The sequence below is a fragment of the Halomonas sp. LBP4 genome (assembly GCF_003202205.1).
Taxonomy (GTDB): Bacteria; Pseudomonadota; Gammaproteobacteria; order Pseudomonadales; family Halomonadaceae; genus Halomonas; species Halomonas flagellata.
Window position 1 is genome coordinate 904726 of the sequence record NZ_PDOG01000001.1, and the last position, 20427, is coordinate 925152.

Sequence of the window (20427 nt, forward strand, 5' to 3'; positions counted from 1 at the left end):
CGCGCTATGCTCGTGCACCTGCCGGTGCCAACAGTTCTCAGCCATTGGCCGTGGCCGTGTCGGACCGGCTGGCACTGGTTCCCGGCTCGCCAAGCGTGGCCAGCCAGGCGGCAACCGCCGTCGGGGATGGCTCCTCCTCGCCAGGCGACAGCGAGCGACGGTCAAGCCCGGAGAGCCACTCGCCGAGCGCCGTTACCGTGTGCGCGTCCAGTGGCGCGCCGGTGACGGAGACGCAGCACGGCAGCAGCGCACCCAGGACGTCCAGCGAGGAGGCCGGATCCAGTGCAGCGCCCGGACTCCCGTCGGGGTGCATACACAGCACACTGCGGATCTCGACGCTCTCGGGCACCCCTGCCGGGCTGCCGACGGCCACTTCCGGCATGGGCAGCCCCAGCGGCTCGACCCTTGGCGCCCCCGCCATGGTCAGCCGCAGCCCCCGTGCCAGGACGCCACCCGACGCCGACACCAGCTGCCGCAAGGCATCGCCGCTCTGCTCCCCGGCGGGGAACAGGCAGAGCACCCCCGAGCCCTGTGGTGTGACCAACAGCCCGGCATCGATCACCAGGCGATCCGCCGTGGCGGCCTGGCGCACCAGGTGGGCCAGCAGCGCCGAGCCGAGTTGCGCCAGCGTCAGTCGCGACGCCAGCACCTCGCCGTCGGTCGCCAGGGTGTAGCCTGCCGGATCGCGCAGGACCTCCAGCCGCGGCAATCGACTCGCCGCCTCGTCGCTCAGCGGCACGAGCCGCCCCTCGAGCAGGTCCGATAGCCGGGCGCTGGCGGGGGCGCTGTCGACATGCAGGGCCCAACGCCTGCCATCGAAAGCCAGTTGCATGGCCCGGCCCGACGAGGCCACCGTCGTCGGCGTCGGGCGCGACTCCCCTGCGCCGGTCGTCGGCGACGCCGGCACGGCCATGCTCCCCTGCTGGCACAGCAGGCCGGCACGGCACCAGCGGGCCAACGTGGCCCACACGTCACGGCGCAGCGCCTGATGGTCCGGAGGGGGATCGCCTTCGGTAACCGCTGCACGGGCCAGCTCGAGGGCAATGGCGTCGGGATCCAGCCCCTCCGTCGCCAGCAGCCAGATCAGCGCCGCCGAGTCGTTGGGCCGGTAGTAGCGACCGGTATGGGTGGCATAGAGGGCGAGCTGGTCGTCATCCAGCAACTCCGCCACATGGCGGCGCTGCAGCACCGGGCGGGCGACGGCGCGGCCCGCCAGGCCATCGGCCAACTGGATGTCGGCCAGCGCCGGCAGTGAGAAGTACGGCAGATAGCGCGACGGTTCCGCCGCCGGGAACAGGCGCTGGAAGTCTCCGGCACGCGCCAGCTCCGCCTCGGCCTCGGCGACCAGGCGGGCGCTGACGTCGGCACCGGACGACTCGTCTGCCGGCGGCGCGGCGCCATCGATGTCCAGCAGCGAGATCATGTCCCGGACCAGGCCACCCTTGACGGCCTCCTCGATGCGCCCGCCACTCTCCGGCCCGGCACAGATGCCCAGCGACGGACTGAGGTTGCACTCGAGAATCCAGGGCTTGAGCGTGTCGTCCACCAGGCAGTCGAGCCCCAGCAGCTCATAGCATCCCCGAGGGTCGGCGCCAGCCCGGGCGGTGCGCTGTCGGATGGCATCCACCGCGGAAATCACGGTCAGGGCAACCAGATCGTGGATCCGGGCAAAGAGCTGGTCGTCGTCATGGCCCTGATCGCGGAGCCACTGGCGATAGCGGTCGAGGTCGATGAACTCCACCGGCACCTCCGCCCGAGCGTTGAGGGCGTTGATGTCCGGGTTGGTCAGCTGGCTGTAGGGGTTGTCGGCATCCTCGGGGTCCCAGGGTTCCGAGGCCAGCTTGGCGAACCCCTGGCGATAGAGATAGACGCGCAGCGGCTCGATAGCCGAAATCAGTACATAGAGCCGCAGGACATACTTGTGGCCCCGGATCGTATGGGGATTGGCGAGGTACTCCTGGACCATCCAGTCTGGTGCCAGGGGGGCCTCGGCCACATCGCGCAGCACCCTGATACCCTTGCCCTTGGAGGCATTGGTGGGCTTGAGGATCCAGCGCTGCCCCGGGTTCGCCAGGGCCGCCTCCTGAAGGGCATGATAGTCATGGGGCATTACGTAGGCCCGGGGGAAAAACGCCAGCCGCGCTGCCAGTTCACTGTCGGCACCGTGGCTCTCGCGAATGCGCTCACGCAGCACCGCCAGGCTGTCGTGGAGCCGGCTCTTGACGGTGAGCGCCGCATTGCCCGGAAAGTGGTTGAGCCTGCGCTGCGGCGAGACCCGGTGGAACTGCTCGGCATCGGGCATGCCCGTGACCCAGCCGGCGTCCCAGTGGGTCTCGTCTCCTGCCTCCCAGCCCAGTTGCTCCAGGGCCTCACAAAAAAACCGATCCTGCTCGGCGGCCCGCTTGCCACCCAGCCAGAAACGCCGTGTCGGCGAGTGCTGCTCCGTCATTCCCACGCTCTCCTGCTCGGCCGTCGCTGTTGTCGTGTGGTGCACCGTAATGGTTACGTCGTCGCTCGCCCCCCGTCCTTACAGCGATAACAACCGAAACGCGATCTGTCGCGGGGTTGATTTATGGACTGATCGGTACTAAATTCCAGGGCATGACACGAGGACGCCCCATCGCATTCAGCCCCGACGCGGCCACGAACGCCGCCATGCAGGTCTTCTGGGCCCGTGGTTACGAGAGTGCCTCGACCCGCGACCTGCTGGAGGCCATGAACATCTCGCGCAGTAGCCTCTACCAGGCCTTCGGCAACAAGGAGCAACTGTTCCTCGAGACACTGCGCCGCTACCGCGGCAACCTGATCGGCCAGCTGAACCGCCGGCTCGAGGCCTCACCCTCGGCCATGGCCTTCCTGGAGGGCCTGTTCGGGGAGACGGCCCGGGAGGCCGGCAGCGAGCGTGCCGGCCTGGGCTGTCTGATCTTCAATTCGGCCAGTGAGCTCGGCCAGCGGGGCGACCTCGCGGCCAGCGAGGCCAGGCGCAGCGTGGAGGCCATCACCGGGCTATTCCAGGAGGCCGTCATGCGGGCCCAGGCCGAAGGCGATATCGCCGCGGACCGCGATTCCCTGGCACTCGCGACCTACTTGACGCTGGGCATGGCCGGCCTGCGCACCCTGCTCAAGTCCGGTGCCGATCGCGCACAGGTCGAGGCTGCCGCACAGTTGCTCCTCGACACGCTTCGCTGACGGCGCCTGATTGAAGCCGTAAGGTTTTACGCAACATATGGACCAAGTGATCCATATATGACCCGACACCCATCGCGGTGTCCCACCATGCGACAGGAGGTACCCCATGGCAGCCGACTATCAGATGCGACTCGCGCCCCAGACCCTCGACAACGCCGACGCCAAGGCCCGGCCGCTGCTCGAGCAGGCCAACGCCAAGCTGGGTTTCGTGCCCAAGATGTACGAGGGCATGGCCAAGGCACCCGGGGTCCTGGACACCTACCTGCATGGCTATACGCTGTTCCGCGAGGAATCCGGCTTTGCACCGCCCGAGCAGGAAGTGGTGCTCCTGACCATCAGTCGGCTCAACGGCTGCGACTACTGCATGGCGGCCCACAGCATGCTGGCGGAAAAGATGTCGCAGGTACCCGCCGATGTGCTGGAGGCCATCCGTAATGACCAACCCATCCCCGATGAGCGCTTGGCGGCCCTGAGCACGTTCACCAAGGTGATGTTCGAGACCCGCGGCATGCCCACCCGGGACGACGTCAAGGCCTTCCTGGACGCCGGCTTCGAGGAGGCGCAGGTGCTGCAGATTGTGCTGGCGCTGGCCGTGAAGACGCTCTCCAACTACTCCAACCACGTCAATCATCCGGAACTCGACGAGGCCTTCGCCGGCCACGCCTGGAAGGGCTGACCGCCCCTGCCCCCGGCATTCACGGCCGGAGCGTTGTGCCGGGAGGTATCGCGGCCGGTGGAGCTGGTGAAACAGGACCTGGATCGGCTGGTGAACTGATCCCTCGGGAGCATGGCGATGCATCACCATGCTCCCGCTCGATCATCCTGACCGCGAGACATGGCGGTTCAACCGAGCCTTTCGGCCAGGCCGTCGAGATCCGCCACCGTCATGTCGGGCTCGATGCCCCAGGGGTCGAAGGGGGCATCCAGGCTGCGGCGCACCCAGGCGGCATGCAGGCCGGCATGCCGGGCGCCGATGACATCGAAGGGGTTGCTGGAGATCAGCCAGGTATCGCCGGGGGTGACCTCGAGCCGGTTGCGCAGGTGCGCATAGACCGCCGGGTCGGGCTTGAAGCGCTTCACCTCGTCGACGCTGATCACCGTCTCGAAGTGCTCGAGCAACCCGGCCTGCTCGAGTAGCCCGGCGACCGCCTCACCGGTGCCGTTGGAGAAGGCCACGCAACGCACCCCGGCCGCGGAGAACCGTGCCAGTGCCGTGGCCGCCTCGGGAAAGGCCGGTAGCCGGGCGTAGGTGGCCATCAGGTGGTCCTTGTCGACGTCCGCCAGGTGGGTCTGCAGGGCGCGGTCAGTGAACTCCAGCGCCTCCCGGGTACATTGCGAGAAGGCCACATAGGCCCCCATCAAGCCCCGTCGGAAGCTGTATTCGAGCTGCTTGTCGCGCCAGCGCCGCGAGAACTCGGCGGCCAGCGCCGCCTTGTCGGAGGCGGCGAGCCGCTCCTCCAGCTCGGTGACCACGCCATGGGTGTCGATCAGGGTCCCGTAGACATCGAAGGCCAGTACCGTTGCCATCCGCTCAGCTCCTTGGATTGACGTGTTGCAATGCCAGCAGCATGGCGCCTGACGGGCGCGGACTCAAGAGGGCGGCGAGAAGGCCACCGCTTTGATCGGCGCCGGCGCCAGCCCTGCCATTCCCTGGGGGCCGGGGCTGGGCGCGTCGCCTGGCTGGACCTTGACCCAGGATGTACTGCAGCTGTCGTGCTGAGCGGCATGAGCGACATCATGGCCGGTAACGGGTGTGCGCCCCTTGCCCCCGTACCATGGTACGGCCATTAATCTATCCTCATAGACGTGTACGGGTGCCGCCATGAGTGACATGACCATTGGCAAAGTGGCTAAAGCGGTGGGTGTCGGGGTCGAGACGATTCGCTTCTACGAACGACGCGGACTCATCGAACAGCCCACTCGGCCGGAGGGGGGAGGATATCGCGTCTATCCGGGCGAGACGGTGCGGCGGGTGCATTTCATTCGACGTGCCCAGGAACTCGGTTTCTCCCTGCGCGAGATCGCCGAGCTGCTCATGCTGCGTACCACCCACAGCGCCGATGCCAGCGACGTGCGGCGGCGTGCCACCGCCAAGCTTCAGGATGTGGACCAGAAGATCGAGCGGCTCCAGCGTATCCGCCAAGGGCTGACGACGCTTCTCGACAGTTGTCCGGGAGAAGGGCCGCTTCAATGCTGTTCCATCCTCGACGCCCTGGAACACGACGAGGTACTGACCGGCGAGCCGACCAGGAGAAAGGAGAAAGGCATGCAGACAGTGAGACTCACCATCGGCGGCATGCACTGCAACGGCTGTGCGGAGATCGTCCGCCAGATTCTCGAACAGCAGCCGGGGGTCAAGGGGTGCTCGGTCTCCCATGAGAATGGTGAGGCCAGGGTGGCGGTCGACGCCTCACGGGTCTCCGGCGAGCAGCTCGTGGAGGCGGTGCGCGGTGCGGGGTACTCGGCAAGCATCGCGACAGAGGCAGACTAGCGCCTTGGAGTTTGCGACTGCCTTGCCGCTGGCCTCGCCGGACGCATGCCACGCTGGACGGGTGCCGTACTGGTGACGCTGGGTGGCTGGACCCTCTGGCTGGCGTTCTCCTGGACTTGATGGGCCGACCGGCGCCTCCTCTCCAGTGTCTTCCCGCATCGATGCCCACCGGCGCTTGACTCCGTAGTCAAGTACGGGCCCTACCCTTGGAGCATGACCTCATCAGATGAGGGGACAACCATGCATACGGCAACCTCAGCGACACCGGAAGACTGCCTCCAGCCATGGCACCTGGAGCCGACCGATGAGCCGGATATCCGACGGGTACGGGCGCACATCGGCGGGCTGCATTGCTCGCTGTGCACCGGCACCATCGAGCGCGCCCTGGGGCAGAAGCCGGGGGTACGCCGAGTGGCGGTCAGCCTCACCCACGAACAGGCCCTGGTGGAATACAACGCCCGCGAGACCAGTGCCGAGGCGCTCATGGGCACCCTGCAGGGCATTGGCTATCGTCTCAGCGATCCCCGCAAGGTCGAGCCCTACGAGCGCCAGGAGCGCGACTTGGCTCGCGAGCGCAACCGCTTCCTGGTGGCGCTGGCCGCCAGCCTGGCGGCGGTGGGCCTGATCGTCGATCCCACATCGCCCTGGACCCTGGGGCTCTCCACCCTGGTCTACGTCAGCCTGGTGATCTTCGGCTATGCCGTCCTTCGCGGCCAGGGCACCGGAGCCGCCCTGGGCGGTAGCGCCCTGTTGGCCCTGGGTGGCCTGGCCCTGTTCGGGCTGCGCGCCGGGAGCATGCTGGCGGGCCAGGAGGCGATCCTGGTGGCGGTCCTGGCTGTGTCAATGGTGTTCGGTATCGCCCGGCAGATGCTGGTCATGGCCTATCAGGCCCTGCGGCGGGGCATTCTCAACCAGCATGTGCTGGTGGAGATCGGGGCCTTTGCAGGACTGGTCGGCGGCGGCATCGGCCTGGCAGTGCGGCCCGACGGCTACCCCACCGCCGCCTTCTTCGCCGTCTCGGTCATGGTGCTGACCTATCATCTCTTCTCCGAGTGGCTCTCGCTGATCGTCAAGACCCGCAGCTCCCAGTCGGTGCGCCGCCTGCTGGACCTGCAGCCGGAGACCGCCCATGTCATTGAAGAAGGCGGCGAACGGGATCTGCCCGTGGAACGGGTGGAAACCGGCTTGCGGGTGCGTATCCGCCCCGGTGAGCGTATCCCGGTGGACGGCGAGGTCATCGCTGGTGTCTCGGCCGTGGATCAGTCCCTGGTCACCGGCGAACCCCTGCCGATCGAGAAAGGAGTGGGCGACTCGGTGGTCGGCGGCGCCATCAATGGCACCGGCACGCTGGTGGTGCGGGTGACGGCTACCGACGAGGCGAGCTTCCTGCAGCAGGTGGTACGCAGCCTGGAAGATGCACGGGCGCTCAAGCCTGGCCTGCTGCACCTGGTGGACCGGGTGCTGCGGGTCTATACCCCCACGGTGCTGATCGTCTCTGCACTGGCCTTCGTGTTCTGGATGAGTGCGCCGCTGCTCTGGGGAGCCGCGTCCGACCTGGAACGGGCCGTGTTCGCCGCCCTGACCGTGCTGGTAATGGGCTATCCCTGCGCCGTGGGCATCTCCGCCCCGCTCTCCATCGTGCGGGGCGCCGGCGAAGCGGCCGACCAGGGGGTGCTGATGCGCACCGGCGAGTCCTTTCAGGCCCTGCGGCGCGTCACCACCGTGGTGTTCGACAAGACCGGCACCCTCACCGAGGGACGCCCCGCGGTACGCGATGTCACCAGTGTCGATGGCGACGAAGGCACGCTGCTGTCGCTGGCTGCCGCGGTCGAGTCCGCCTCGGAACATCCCCTGGGGCGTGCCGTGGTCGAAGCGGCCCTGTCACGGGACCTGGCGATACCCGACGTAGCCGAGTTCCAGGCGCACTCCGGCCGCGGCGTCACCGCCCGGGTGGACGACGAACCGGTATGGGTCGGCAGCCCGACCTTTCTCGTCGAACAGGGCATTGACCTGGCACCGGTGAACGATGGCATCGAGATTGCCGAGCGCCAGGGCCAGACGGTCATCGTCGTCGCTCGTGGCGAACGACTGCTGGGGGCCATCGCCCTGGGCGACGGCCTGCGGGCCGACGCCGCGGAGACCGTGCAACGGCTCCATTCACTGGGCATTGACACCGCGCTGGTGACCGGCGACAACGCGCGCACCGCCCGCCATATTGCCGAACTGGTGGGCATCGAAACCGTCCACGCCGGCGTACTGCCGGAGCAGAAGGCCGACCTGCTGCGGGAACTCCAGCGGCGGGCACGGGTCGCCATGGTCGGCGACGGCATCAATGACGCCCCGGCGCTGATGCAGGCGGACGTGGGCATCGCCATGGGCAGCGGCACCGACATCGCCATCGACGCCGCCGACATCATCATCCTCAACGCCCGGGTGGGCAGCGTGGTGACCGCCTGGCGGATCAGTCGCTGGGGGTATCGCAAGATGCGGCAGAACGTCTCGCTGGCCTTCCTGTTCAACGGCATCGGCATCCCGCTGGCGTCCACCGGCCTGATCTACCCGGTGTGGGCCATGGTGGCCATGGCCGCCAGCGTGACCACCATCTTCATCAATTCGCTATGGCAGCGGCCATCGCTGCTGTTCGACGCCGTGGCCAGCGTGCGCTCGAAGGCGTCGTGAAGCCATGGCCCCAGACATCCGCCCAGGAACCCCTCGTGGGGGTTGGGCAGAACAACGCACCGCTCAACGAGGTAAGCCATCATGACATCCAGGATTCACGCCTTATTGCTGGCACTGGTTGCCGCTGTCATCTCGACGGTGGTCCTTGCTGCCGGACCCAGTTACCAGATCGAGGTCGACGGACTCGCCTGTCCTTTCTGCGCCTATGGCATCGAGAAGCAGCTTGGCAAGATCGAAGGGGTACAGACGATCGAAACGGACATCCAGGCCGGCAGGATGATCGTCACCATGGACGACGGGCACACGCTCGACGAGTCGCGCGCCGAACAGGCCGTCGATCGGGCCGGGTTCACGCTGGGCAGCTTCGAAGCACTCGACGCCCCAGCAACGACCAATGATCAATGACGAGGGGGCATGATTCATGACGCACTGTCGGCGCAAGACAGCCGCCGGTCCTCGACTATTGGCCGTGGTGGCGATAATGGCGCCCGGCCTGGCTCAGGCGGCTCCCCAGACCTTCAACACGGCGCTACCCGTCGCGGAAGGCAACCTCGTATTCCGCGAGCAGTTCTTGTACCGCAAGGCCGATGATGACCCCAGCCCTGCCCGCCGGGACCTGAGGGTCATCGGTGCCATCACGGTGCTCGGTTACGGCCTGACCCGTGATCTCGCCCTGTTCGGCGCCCTTCCCTATCTCGACAAGGAGCTCGATCTCGATGGCCCCGGCGGGCAGCGCCTCGAGCGAAGCAGCCGTGGGCTCGGCGATGCGCGCCTGTTTGCGCGCTACACGGCGTTTAAGGACGACGCGCCGGGCCGCACCTTCCGCGTGGCGCCGTTTCTCGGCGTGGAAACGCCGACCGGAGACGACGATGAGCGGGACCGGTTCGGCCGGCTGCCGCAGCCGCTGCAGTCCGGTTCCGGCTCCTGGGACCCGCTGGGTGGCGTGGCCCTGACCTACCAGACGTTGGCCTATCAGCTCGATGCCCAGTTCGCCTATCAGGCCAACACCGAGGCCAACGGTTTCGAGTTCGGTGATGAGGCGCGTCTCGACGGCTCCTTCCAGTACCGCCTCTGGCCGCGGAAATTGGGTAGCGGTGTGCCCGGTTTCTTGTACGGGGTGCTGGAAGCGAACCTGATCCACCATGAAAAGAATGAGATGAACGGGGTGCGGGATGCGAACTCAGGGGGAACCCAGCTGTTCCTTTCACCGGGCCTGCAATATGTGACCCGCCGCTGGATCATCGAGGGCATTGTCCAGCTCCCCGCCGCCCAGGACCTGAATGGCACGGCGCTGGAGGATGATTTCACCACCCGGATGGGTTTTCGTATTAACTTTTAGGGGTTTTCATGCAAGCAAAGCGATTGTTCAAGGTCGGGGCGATCGTCACAGGCCTGGTGGCGGTTGCTGCCATTGCCTCCTATGCTGCCTTCGTGCCCCGAGTGAAAGGACCGGGCCATGAGTTCGTCGGCGCCTGGGGGAGCCAGGGCAGCGAGCCGGGGCAATTCGACGATCCGACCGGCGTTGCCGTCACCGCGGATGAAGTGTTTGTCGCCGATGCGCGCAATGGGCGAATCCAGGTCTTTGATCACGAAGGGCAATTCAAACGTGAATTCGGCACCCCCGGCGATGCCCCCGGCGAACTCGGGCGACCGATGAACCTGACGATCCATGAGGAAAAGCTCTATGTGCCCGAGTACATGAATGACCGCCTTCAGGTCTTCAACCTGGCTGGTGAGCCCCTGGATATCATTGGTGGCCCCGGGGAGGGACCCGGCGAATTCGATGCCCCGGGCGGTGTCGCCGTTGCCGCGAGCGGCGACCTGTTCGTGGCCGACTTCTACAATCAGCGCGTACAGCAGCTAGGCGCGAATGGTGAGTTCATTCGCCAATGGGGCACGACCGGCGAGACCGGGCGAGGAGCCGGCGAGTTCACCTACCCTACCGATGTCGCGCTCGCCACCGACGAAACGCTCTACGTGGCGGACGGCTACGGTAACCGCGTGCAGGTGTTCGACGCCGATGGTGAATTCCTGCGCAAGTGGGGTGGCCCCTTCGCCATCGGCCTCTATGGCCCGTTCAACGGCTGGCTCACCACCGTGACGGGCATCGCCATAGGGCCGGAGGGGCGGGTGTTATCCGCTGACTTCTACAATGACCGGGTCCAGGTCTTCACCGCCGAGGGAAAGTTCCTCAACACCTTCGGCGAAACAGGCGACGGTCCGGGACAGTTCCATCACGCCATCGCCCTGGATGTCGCACCGGACGGCACGGTATTCGTCGCCGACTTCCAGAACAATCGCATCGAGAAATGGCGACCGGTCGACGATAGGGTGAAATGAACAGAAGGGGAAATAAACAGAGCATGCAGCCCCGCAAGCCGTCGATGAATCACGACTTTCGGGAGCGGCGGTGAAGTGCATCAGCTCTGGCGATTATCACGGGAACCACGCCAATGGACCTTCGGCGAGAACGACATCACCAACGCCTGCAGCGTGCCTGGCGAATCAGCCCTCCCTTCTTGCTGACCGCTGGGTTCATGGTGTTAATCTTGGTGGGAACGGCACTGCTCAAGCTACCGCTCGCCGTGCACGCCCCCCTTTCATGGGGCGAGGCCCTGTTCACCGCCACCTCGGCGGTGACCGTTACCGGCCTGGTCGTGACCGACACCGGCCCCAGCTTCAGTATCTGGGGCGAGGCCGTCATCCTCGTATTGATGCAAGCCGGTGGTCTGGGGCTCATGACATTCGCCGTGCTGGCATTGCTGTCACTCGGTGGGCGTGTCAGGGGCAGGCGTTACCTGGTCGCGAGCACCCCCTACAACGAGACCCACCCTCGGGACGTCATACGCACCGCCAAGGCGGTGGTCAAACTGGCGCTTGTGATAGAAGGCATCGCCCTGGTGCCCCTGGCGCTGGTCTGGGTGCCCGAGCATGGCTGGCTTCAGGGACTCTGGTGGTCCCTGTTCCACACGGTTTCTGCCTTCAACAATGCCGGCTTCACCCTTTCACCCGACAGCCTCATGGCCTACGCCGGGAACCCGGTCATCAATATGGTGATTCCCGCCCTCTACCTGATCGGAGGACTGGGCTTCATCGTGGTCATCGGGATTCTCGACTATCCCCGCAGCCGACAACTGGACATCAACGTCAAGGTCGTGCTCTTCGGTACCCTGGTGCTGAGTGTCATGGGAGCCGCCATGATCTACATGCTGGAGTCGGACAATCCGGCCACCCTGGCCGCGCTACCCGGTCTCTCCGATCAGCTATGGGCCTCCTGGCTGCAGGCCACGACACCGCGAACCGCGGGTTTCAACAGCCTCGACATCAGCGCCCTCACCCAGCCCACCAGCCTCGTGCTGATGCTGCTGATGTTCGTGGGTGCAGGCGCCAACGGCACCGGCAGCGGCATCAAGGTGGCCACCCTGTTCGTCCTGCTCGCCGCCACCTGGGCCTACCTCCGGCGCCGAAGCCAACCCACGCTGTTTTCACAAGCCATTGACACGACCACCCTGCTCAAGGCGCTGGCCGTAGCGGTCATGGCCGTACTCGGCATCTTCATGGGCACCCTGGCCCTGTCCATGACCGAAGACGCCGACCTGCTGACGGTTGCGTTTGAAGCCACCTCCGCCCTTGGCACCGTTGGCCTGACGCAGGGCTTGACGACGGAGCTTTCCGGTGGGGGCCAGGTCATCATCATGGTGATGATGTTCGTGGGGCGCGTGTGTCCGCTGACGGTGGCCTATCTGGTCGGCTCCGCCTTTGCTTCCTCCCGGGACTCGATGCAGTCGGAGCTGCAGATTGGCTAATCTTTCTTAAGAAACCCTACTGGACCTCCACCACGGCCTGGAGTGCGACACCATTCCCAAGCGCCTGGCGGCGATCGGCGAGGCCATCGAGACCGCCTTCCGCGCCGAAGGGATCGAGGTACTCAAGTTCTGCGCCCAGACCTTCTCCAAGGACGTCAAGCAACTGTCCTGCTGCGCGGGATGAGCGATAAAGAACAAGCGTTGCAGCGGCACCGATTGACCTTCCCCATGGCGGGTAATGGCAGCGGATAAGGCCGAGGTCACTGCATACGCTACTGGTACAGGAGAGAAAAGGCGCCACTCGTTCAAGTGGCGCCTTTTTGACACTGGTTTTTCAGAAATGGGTCTTCAGAAATTGTATTGGGCAGCGAACTGCAGCCGGGTGTTACCTTCCTCATCCCGGCTCTTAATCTCCTTCCGGGCGTGTGACACTTCGAACATCAGCGTTACCGGGTCGGTCAACTGGTAGAAGTGGCTGAAGTGGATGCTTTCGAGCTTGCGGGTGGAATCGGGGAAGAGATCGCGCGGTCGATCCCCCCGCACCTGACCATAGGACAGGCCCGAGCTGAACTTCGGTGTCCACTGCTGAGCCACGGCGGCGTTGAAGCCATAGGCCTCGATGGTTTCCAGCTCGCCATCGCCATCGATAAAGGCCGCACCGATGGAGTCGCTGCCGTCATCGACTCCGTTGGCGGTGTAGAGGTAGCGGCCGATACCGTCGCCGTAGATGGCCCCGGCCATCAGCCTGGTGCTGTCGGTCACGTCGATGTTGCCCGCCAGCAGCACGCCATAGCCGATGGTGGAATCATCGCCGGACGCAGCGGCATCATCGGTTTTCAGGCGTCGCACCACCGCGGCGGTTTCGACCGCGGCCCCCTCGCCGTCCCAGTGGTAACGCGCGGCCGCGTCCGGTGCCGTGTCACGCGAGCCTGCGAACCCGGTACCCTCGGGGTTTTCCAAAGCGACAGACAGGTCGCCGGGGCCGGCCGGCAGGGTATAGCGCAGCTGGGCCTGGCGAATGAAGCTCACCCCCACCGGGCCATCGAAATCGACGGTGGTGGGATAGGCCGCGAAATGCATGAAATTCGTCCAGGTCTGGCCGGCCAGGAGGCCCGCCACCTCGCCATAGGCATGGCGCAGCCGGAAGCTGCGGGCATTGGTGAAGACCTCGTTGCCCCCAACCCCGAAGAAGTCACCCTCGATATGGGTGGTGGCGTCCCCCAGGAGCGTCGGCGTGGAGCTCTTGATATAGAGCCGCGACTGGCGGGCATGGGCCCGGAACGAGGTGTCGCTGTCGTCATCGGTGGCATCGATACCATCGGCAAACAGGCTATCGCCGAGATCCTGGTCCAGGTCGTAGATGGCATCGAACTTCGCGTATCCGCCGATCTGGAAAGAGGTATTGGTGCCAGGAATCATGAAACTTCCCGGTGTGTCGCCGCCGGTGACCACATTGTCGGGGACCCTTTCGCGTTCGCGCGCCTCGGCGGTCGCTCGTTGCTGCTCGCTTTCCAGGCGTTCGATCTGGCGCTGCATGGCCTCCATCTGTGTTCTCAAGGCCTCCAACGTAGCGTCCCGGTCTTGCGCCAGGGCGGGTGGCGCCAGCAACAGCGCTCCACTGAGGCCCAGCGCACCGCCCCACAGTGGAAAGATTTTTTTCCTATGGTGAGTTCCCATGACGATTTTCCCCTTGTGATTTCCCATGACGATTTTCCCTCTCCCTATCTTATGGTTGTTAAAGGCGCACGATCTCTCCTCGATGCATGCTCCCTTTCATCGAGGCATGCGCCTCGCCAGACACGTCAGTGAAACGTGCCTGGTGAGGCGAGTCGTCATAACACCCTCAGACTTACAGAAAAAACCGTGCTTTATTGTCTCTTTCATTATTCCCCTGGCGTGTGTAGTGATCGGTCCCGACGACAACAGCATCAACGACGAACTCCCACCAATCTTGAAAAGCCGCGAGCCTGGTCGACAGGCCGGCAAGCATGCCCCCATTGACAGTGATGCGTCGTTTTCTCCTTTGCAGCGTCCGAACAGTGTTCTCGGGACCTTATGCCCTAATGTAGTGAGGCGATGGATATTGTCAAATTTGGTGCACAACGGTCAGGCCGCGCCCCCTGTCTGACTGACCGGTTACCTGCATCCTTGACAGCGCCGATGCGGCCCACGACCAGATCTGGCAGAAGCCCCAGCAACAGCGGCTAATGGGCTGTAAGGACTCTCACCGCATCGCGACCAAGGCCTCCACAGGTAACACGATAGCCGCTTGGTCAGGAGGTTTCGGGAATGTCAGACCAGAAGATCCTTTCGCGCCGCTACTGGTTGGGCGGTAAGCGCGCCGCCGAGCAGGATCGGTTCTTTCGGGAAGCGCTCGATCCGCTGGGCTGGGAGCAGGGTGACGCCGATCACTGGGATGCCGGGTGGTTCACCGGCATGCCCGACCCTGCCCAGTTCAAGCGAGTATCGCCACAGCGCAAGCTCAACCACTTTCCCGGGAATAGTGCCCTCACGGTGAAAAGCCGCCTGCACGACAGCTTGGCCGCCATGCGGGCTCGAGTCATCGAGACGTTCGGGCCCACGCACGAGGCCGTAGCGCGCCTGGACTTCTTTCCTCGGGTCTATTCCATGCCGAAGGACTACCATGCCTTTCAGCAGGCAGCCCTGTCAGCCCCCGACAAGCGCTGGATTCTCAAGCCCAAGAATAAAGTGGTGGCCTCGCGATTGACGCTGGCCAAGCTTGGTCCGGCGGTGATCGCCTACCTGGCCCGAGAGGCCGCCTCGGCTCATCGCATGACTGCGCCTGACGCCGCTCATGGACACGTATCGACCCTGGACACCTTGGGTGCCCTGCTGCCGTCCTGTTTTACCGCCGACGGCAAGCCGCTGGATACGGCCACCGTGACAGCGCTGGCCGACTGGCTTTCCCGTTGCGAGCGGCGCGCGGTCGAGGTGGATGACGAGGCCGATTCGGCTCAGGTGCTGGCCGAGTCATTGAAAGAGTTCCTGGCGCCCCAGCATGCACCAGCCGGGATCGCCGCAACATCGTGAAACCGCTTATTCCGCTGCGTATTCAGCGATACATGCCAAGGAGATGACAATATGCAAAGTGATATCACCACGCCCCATAAGGACCCGTTGCCTGTCGAGCGGCATGCGCACTGGATACTTCGTTTCGCCCTGGCCAGCGTCTTTCTTTACCTGGGGATTGACAAGTTCATGGGCAGCGGCATCGGGGCATTTTCCCGCCTGATGGAGCTGCCTGTGGTGCTGGGAACTGCCGTGGCGCTCGGAGAGATTACCGCCGGGCTCCTGATCCTGCTCGGTGGGATGATGGCTAATCCGTTGGGCGATCTGGCCACCCGGTAAGGGGCGCTGATCATGGTCCCGCCCCTGCTGGGCGCCATTTTCATGGTGTACTGGGGACAGTGGCATTTCATGGCCACAGCGATGCATCCGCTGGGCGGCATGATGTTTCAAGCCACTCTCGTGCTAGTGGCGGCGTACCTGATGGCCAAGGGCAACAATGCCTGAGCAAACCGCTTCCCTGCTGGGTCACTGCGGCCAGGCCAGGGACTCTTTCATCAAGTTACAACCCTGGCGCACTGGACCAGGAGCACATATGTCGGATGACAAGCGGCGAACCCTTCTCGAAAGCCTGTCAAAGGGCATCGCCTATACGGTACCGGTTATCGTGCTGGCCACGGGCGGCTCGGCTCTGCACGCGATCTATGCCGACACTGCCACCGAAAGCGGCTATCAGATGATGGCCGAGGGTGAGGCAGAAGGTGAAGCCGAGGCTGAAGGCTGATCCCTCGTCCAACGTCTGAATGGGAAGCTGGAGCCTGGAGGCATGCGAAAGACTGGCTCTGGCTTCCCTCCCTCCCCCTTCCACCACTCTGACTGCACTGCATAGCGGACAGACTCAGAGAACCAACGGGAAAGGCACCATGTCATCCATTACCCACATGCCCTCATAGGAAATGGAGGAACTCATCGAGGAGAACCTCCAGGCCCTGTCGCAGCTCAAGGACTTCGTGGCTGAGCTATCGCCGGTACACTACCGGCAAGCGTTCGGCGACCATGGACGGCACACCCTGGGCAAACACATTCGTCACCTCATCGATCATTACGATGCCTTGCTGGGTGACGGTACCTTGCCCGCCGACGCCACGATCGACTACGAGCATCGCCAGCGCGATACGTCTCTCGAACAATCGCCGCTTCGTGCCGCCCAGCGTCTGGCCTGGATCGAGAGCAGGCTGCAAGGGCTAAAGCGAGAGTCTGTCCATGACGCCCTCCAGCTGGCATACCCTGCCGGCGGATCCACTCTGGATCTTGGTTCCAGCCTGGGACGTGAACTGGCCTTCCTGACCAGTCACACCATTCATCACATGGCGATCATCGGTCTGTTGGCGGAAAGCCTTGGCATCGGCCTACCCGAGGAGTTTGGCGTCCACCCCTCTACGCTGCGGCACTGGCAGCGTGAATCGGCCGAACATTCCGCAAGGAGTGCCTGAAGAAGCCCCATGACCTGCCAGATTCCGAGCACCGCATGAGTCTGAGCCGTCGTTCAGGTTCCTGGCACCTTCCTTAGTCGCCCACCAGGCGCGACAGGGCAAAGCCGGCAATCGCCGTGTCCTGTACCCCGGTACCGGTCAGGTCGCACACCGTGATGGTGGCGTCCGACAGGCGCAGCCGCTGGCCCTCGGCAATCACACGGCCCAGCTCGTGCACCTTGAAGGGGGCCTCCTTGCCCCCCAGTGCCTTGAGTTCGCCGTTGCTCTCGCTCTGGGCACGGGTGTCGCAGACGAAGGCATCGGCGCGGGTCAGCACCGACTCGTCGAGTTCGCGCTTCTCGGGACTGTCCGAGCCCATGGCGGTGACGTGCACACCCTCGGGGAGGTCCTGAGCCCACAGGAGCGGCTCCCGCGACGGCGTGGTGGTGACGATGATGTCGGCCCGCTCGCAGGCCGCATGAACGCTGTCGTGGATGTTCACCGCGAGCCCCCGGCCCCGCATCGTCTCGGCATAGGCCTCGGCGGCCTCACGACGGCGGGCCCAGACGTCGACGGTGTCGATGTCGCGCACCAGGCGCAGCGCCTCGACCTGGCGCTCGGCCTGCTCGCCGGCCCCCAGCACCGCCACCCGGCGACTGTTCGTCCGGGCAAGATGCCTGGCGGCGATGGCGCCGGCGAGCGCGGTGCGCACCAGGGTGAGATAGCCCGCGTCGAAGAGCACGGCGTCCACCAGGCCGGTCTTCGCCGAGAACACCATCATCAGGCCGTTGAGGCTCGGCAACCCCAGCTTCGGGTTGTCGAAGAAGCCCGGGCTGACCTTGATGGCGAAGCGCTCGGCGCCGCGGATATGGGCGGTCTTGACGTCGACCTCGCCGTTGGACTCCTCGATGGCCATGGAGAGGATCGGCGGCTGGACGACCTCGCCGCGGCCCAGGGCGGCGAACCCCGCCTCCACGGCCGCCAGGGCGCCGTGGTCGATATGCACGGCCGCGGCAATGGCATCGTGGTGATAGAGTTGCATGAAAATCTCCAGACGGAAGAGGGAAGAACAAAGCCCGTAGCCCGTAGCCCGTAGCCCGTAGCCCGTAGCCCGTAGCCCGTAGCTTATCGTCCCGCCAGCGCGCGGGCCCGGTCGAGGGTCTCGAGCGAGACGCCGTTGCCGGAGAGGATCAGCGCCACCTTCTGGCCGTGCACGTCCAGGCCATGCTCGGCCAGGGCGGCGAAGCCCACCGCCGCCGCACCCTCCACCAGCAGCTTCTCGTGCTCGAGGATGTCGACCATGGCCTGGGCGATGGCGCCTTCCGAGACCTGCAGGTGGTCGTCCATCACCTCGCGCACCAGGGCGAAGGTACAACGATTGTCGAGCCCGATCCCGCCGCCCAGCGAATCACCGAGGCTTTCGACCTCCGCCACCTCGATGGGACGACCGGCCCGGAGGCTCTCCCACATGGCCGCTCCCGCCGACAGGCTCACCCCGGTGATGCGTGTCGCCGGGCGGATCGTCTTCACCGCCGCACCGATGCCACCCAGCAGACCGCCGCCGGAGAGCCCGACGATGACCCGGTCCAGCTCGGGCCGATCCTCCATCAGCTCCAGGCCGATAGTGCCCTGGCCCGCGGCAATCAGCGGATCGTCGAAGGGCGGAATCAGCGTCATGCCCTGCTCGCGCACCAGTCGCTCGACCTCGCCGAAGGCCTCGTCCTGGCTCTGGCCGACACGCCGCACCTCGGCGCCCAGCGCCTCGATGGCCCGGACCTTGTTCTCCGGCACCAGCCGCGAGAGGCAGATCACCGCCGGCACGCCGAGGCGCGCGGCGGCATGGGCCACCGCCCGGCCGTGGTTGCCGGTGGAAGCGGTGGTCACCCCGGCCGAGAGCGACTCCCGACCATGCCGTTCGATCAACGCCGCGATCATATTGGTGGCGCCACGCAGCTTGAAGGCACCGGTCGGCTGGCAGGTCTCCAGCTTGAGCAACACCTCGGCGTCGAAGCGCGCCGACAGCGCCGCCGAGCGGACCAGCGGCGTGCGCACCACCTCGCCGGCGATGCGCCGGCGGGCCTGGTAGATCGCCGCCAGCGTCACGCCGTGTCTGGACTCAGCCATTGAAAGGTCTCCCGATCCCCATCCGGATACTCTTCACCATACAAGAACGCCGCGGGGGACACCCCGCGGCGACAGGCCCCCACGCCGGTTCAGGCGGCCTTGATATCGCCCGAGCGGAGCAGCTCGTCGGCCACCCTGCCCACGGCGCGACTGGCGCGGGCGACGATCTCGTCGACCTCGGCGCGGCTGGTGGTGAGCGGCGGCGCGAAGCCGAGTATGTCACCCTGCGGCATGGCACGGGCGATCAGGTTTTCCTCCAGCGCCGCGGCGGCGATGCGCGGGCCGACCTTGAGCGCCGGATCGAAGGCCTGACGCCTGGCGGGGTCGGCGGCGAACTCCAGGGCGGCCAGCATGCCCACGCCACGCACATGGCCGACGATGGGGCTATCGCCGAACGCCTTCGCCATGGCCTGCTGCAGGTAGGCGCCGGTCTCGGCGGCGTTGGCGGTCAGGCCCTCGCGCTCGATGATCGCCAGGTTGGCCAGGCCGGCGGCACAACCCAGGGCGTGACCGGAGTAGGTCCAGCCGTGGCCGATGGGGCCGAACTCGCCGGTGCCCTGCTCGAGCACCTTCCACACGCGGTCGCCGACGATCACCCCGGAGAGCGGCTGGTAGGCGCTGGTCAGCCCCTTGGCCACGGTGATCAGGTCGGGCTTGATACCGTAGAAGTGACTGCCGAAGTCGGTGCCGATACGCCCGAAGCCGCACACCACCTCGTCGGCGATCAGCAGCACGTCGTACTTGGCGAGCACCGCCTGGATCTCCGCCCAGTAGCCCTCCGGCGGCGGCACGATGCCACCGGTGCCGAGCACCGGCTCGCCGATGAAGGCGGCCACGGTGTCGGGCCCCTCCGTGAGGATCATCTCCTCGAGCTTCGTCGCACAGTGCTTCGAGAACTCGCGCTCGGTCATGCCTTCGAGCTCCGCCGCCCGCTGGTAGTAGAACGGCGCCTCGGTATGACGGATGGTCTCGATGGGCAGGTCGAAGTGGTCGTGGAACGCCTTGAGGCCGGTCAGCGAGCCGGAGGCGATGCCGGAGCCGTGGTAGCCGCGCATGCGCGAGATGACCTTCTTCTTCTGCGGACGACCGAGCACGTTGTTGTAGTAGCGCACGATCTTCAGTTGGGTCTCGTTGGCATCGCTGCCGGACATCCCGTAGTAGACCTTGGACATACCGGGGCCTGCCAGCTCGAGAATCTTCTCGGAGAGCGCGATCTGCGGCTCGTTGGAGTGCCCCACATAGGTGTGATAGTAGGAAAGCTCCAGGGCCTGCCGGTAGATGGCTTCGGCCACCTCGGTGCGGCCATAGCCGATGTTGACGCAGTAGAGGCCGGCGAAGCCGTCGATGAACTCGCGGCCGTCCTTGTCGACGATGGTGATGCCCTGGCCGCCGGTGATCACGCGGCCCGGCGCATCGCCATGGGCGAAGTCGCGCAGGTGGGTGGAAGCGTGGAAGGTCACCTTGCGGTCGCGCTCGATCAATTCCTTGTGCTGCTGGCTCATCACGTTCTCTCTTCTGTCAGGCTCCCCGGCTCCGCCGGGGAGGTGTTCAATTCTTTAGTGCTGCTCTCTGCTGCAGATGCCGGGGCAGTCCATCGAGCGATATCTACCCAAGGGCGCTGGCGCGAGCGTAGCGGCAC

The 20427-nt window shown here is 65.5% G+C and carries 19 protein-coding genes; 13 read left to right on the forward strand and 6 right to left on the reverse strand.

What is annotated here, in order from left to right:
* Nucleotides 1-37 precede the first annotated feature (37 nt).
* Complete coding sequence (locus CR157_RS23200; protein WP_110282261.1) at nt 38-2449, reverse strand: PqqD family peptide modification chaperone; 2412 nt, start codon at nt 2447-2449, stop codon at nt 38-40.
* Between the two features lie 206 nt (nt 2450-2655).
* Between CR157_RS23200 and CR157_RS04235 the strand changes: the two genes are divergently transcribed.
* Both CR157_RS04235 and CR157_RS04240 read left to right on the forward strand, forming a co-directional pair.
* Nucleotides 2656-3189: a TetR/AcrR family transcriptional regulator gene (locus CR157_RS04235; RefSeq protein ID WP_181421956.1), complete on the forward strand. Its 534-nt coding sequence runs from the start codon at nt 2656-2658 to the stop codon at nt 3187-3189.
* A gap of 106 nt (nt 3190-3295) precedes the next feature.
* On the forward strand, nt 3296-3865 hold the full coding sequence (locus CR157_RS04240) for a carboxymuconolactone decarboxylase family protein (protein WP_110282263.1): 570 nt from the start codon (nt 3296-3298) through the stop codon (nt 3863-3865).
* A 167-nt stretch (nt 3866-4032) separates the two neighbouring features.
* Here CR157_RS04240 and CR157_RS04245 read toward each other — a convergent pair whose 3' ends face one another.
* Nucleotides 4033-4716: a haloacid dehalogenase type II gene (locus CR157_RS04245; protein WP_110282264.1), complete on the reverse strand. Its 684-nt coding sequence runs from the start codon at nt 4714-4716 to the stop codon at nt 4033-4035.
* Between the two features lie 295 nt (nt 4717-5011).
* Here CR157_RS04245 and CR157_RS04250 point away from each other — a divergent pair, with 295 nt between their 5' ends.
* From CR157_RS04250 to CR157_RS04275, 6 genes are all read left to right on the forward strand, one after another.
* Nucleotides 5012-5680 (forward strand): MerR family DNA-binding protein, encoded by a 669-nt coding sequence (locus CR157_RS04250; protein WP_110282265.1) that lies wholly within the window; start codon nt 5012-5014, stop codon nt 5678-5680.
* A gap of 240 nt (nt 5681-5920) precedes the next feature.
* On the forward strand, nt 5921-8359 hold the full coding sequence (locus CR157_RS04255; protein WP_110282266.1) for a heavy metal translocating P-type ATPase: 2439 nt from the start codon (nt 5921-5923) through the stop codon (nt 8357-8359).
* Between the two features lie 81 nt (nt 8360-8440).
* The gene (locus CR157_RS04260) at nt 8441-8764 is read left to right on the forward strand and encodes a heavy-metal-associated domain-containing protein (protein WP_110282267.1); all 324 of its coding nucleotides are present in this window, start codon (nt 8441-8443) and stop codon (nt 8762-8764) included.
* Nucleotides 8765-8840: 76 nt separating this feature from the next.
* Entirely contained in the window at nt 8841-9698 is an 858-nt protein-coding gene (locus CR157_RS04265) for a transporter (protein ID WP_219999870.1), read from the forward strand.
* Between the two features lie 8 nt (nt 9699-9706).
* Complete coding sequence (locus CR157_RS04270; RefSeq protein WP_110282269.1) at nt 9707-10699, forward strand: NHL repeat-containing protein; 993 nt, start codon at nt 9707-9709, stop codon at nt 10697-10699.
* A gap of 212 nt (nt 10700-10911) precedes the next feature.
* A complete protein-coding gene (locus CR157_RS04275; RefSeq protein ID WP_258364093.1) occupies nt 10912-12165 on the forward strand; it encodes a TrkH family potassium uptake protein in 1254 nt (417 codons plus the stop codon).
* 348 nt (nt 12166-12513) lie between these two features.
* On the opposite strand, the gene CR157_RS04280 is transcribed toward CR157_RS04275, so the two are convergent.
* Nucleotides 12514-13842 carry a DcaP family trimeric outer membrane transporter gene (locus CR157_RS04280; protein WP_219999871.1) on the reverse strand — a complete coding sequence of 443 codons (1329 nt, stop codon included), beginning with the start codon at nt 13840-13842 and terminating at the stop codon, nt 12514-12516.
* A 612-nt stretch (nt 13843-14454) separates the two neighbouring features.
* Here CR157_RS04280 and CR157_RS04285 point away from each other — a divergent pair.
* From CR157_RS04285 to CR157_RS04300, 5 genes are all read left to right on the forward strand, one after another.
* Complete coding sequence (locus CR157_RS04285) at nt 14455-15216, forward strand: hypothetical protein (RefSeq protein ID WP_110282271.1); 762 nt, start codon at nt 14455-14457, stop codon at nt 15214-15216.
* A gap of 51 nt (nt 15217-15267) precedes the next feature.
* Nucleotides 15268-15534 carry a DoxX family protein gene (locus tag CR157_RS04290; protein WP_110282272.1) on the forward strand — a complete coding sequence of 89 codons (267 nt, stop codon included), beginning with the start codon at nt 15268-15270 and terminating at the stop codon, nt 15532-15534.
* Between the two features lie 12 nt (nt 15535-15546).
* Nucleotides 15547-15699: a hypothetical protein gene (locus CR157_RS22500; RefSeq protein ID WP_181421958.1), complete on the forward strand. Its 153-nt coding sequence runs from the start codon at nt 15547-15549 to the stop codon at nt 15697-15699.
* A gap of 88 nt (nt 15700-15787) precedes the next feature.
* Nucleotides 15788-15976 carry a hypothetical protein gene (locus tag CR157_RS04295; RefSeq protein ID WP_110282273.1) on the forward strand — a complete coding sequence of 63 codons (189 nt, stop codon included), beginning with the start codon at nt 15788-15790 and terminating at the stop codon, nt 15974-15976.
* A gap of 172 nt (nt 15977-16148) precedes the next feature.
* A complete protein-coding gene (locus CR157_RS04300; protein WP_110282274.1) occupies nt 16149-16685 on the forward strand; it encodes a DinB family protein in 537 nt (178 codons plus the stop codon).
* 73 nt (nt 16686-16758) lie between these two features.
* Here the strand turns inward: CR157_RS04300 and CR157_RS04305 are convergent, their stop codons facing one another.
* The 3 genes from CR157_RS04305 to CR157_RS04315 form a co-directional block, all read right to left on the reverse strand.
* A complete protein-coding gene (locus CR157_RS04305; RefSeq protein ID WP_110282275.1) occupies nt 16759-17706 on the reverse strand; it encodes a cyclodeaminase in 948 nt (315 codons plus the stop codon).
* 83 nt (nt 17707-17789) lie between these two features.
* The gene (gene eutB, locus CR157_RS04310; RefSeq protein WP_110282276.1) at nt 17790-18788 is read right to left on the reverse strand and encodes a hydroxyectoine utilization dehydratase EutB; all 999 of its coding nucleotides are present in this window, start codon (nt 18786-18788) and stop codon (nt 17790-17792) included.
* A gap of 89 nt (nt 18789-18877) precedes the next feature.
* Nucleotides 18878-20290, reverse strand: a complete 1413-nt coding sequence (locus tag CR157_RS04315) for an aminotransferase (protein ID WP_110282277.1) — start codon at nt 20288-20290, stop codon at nt 18878-18880.
* Nucleotides 20291-20427: the final 137 nt, after the last annotated feature.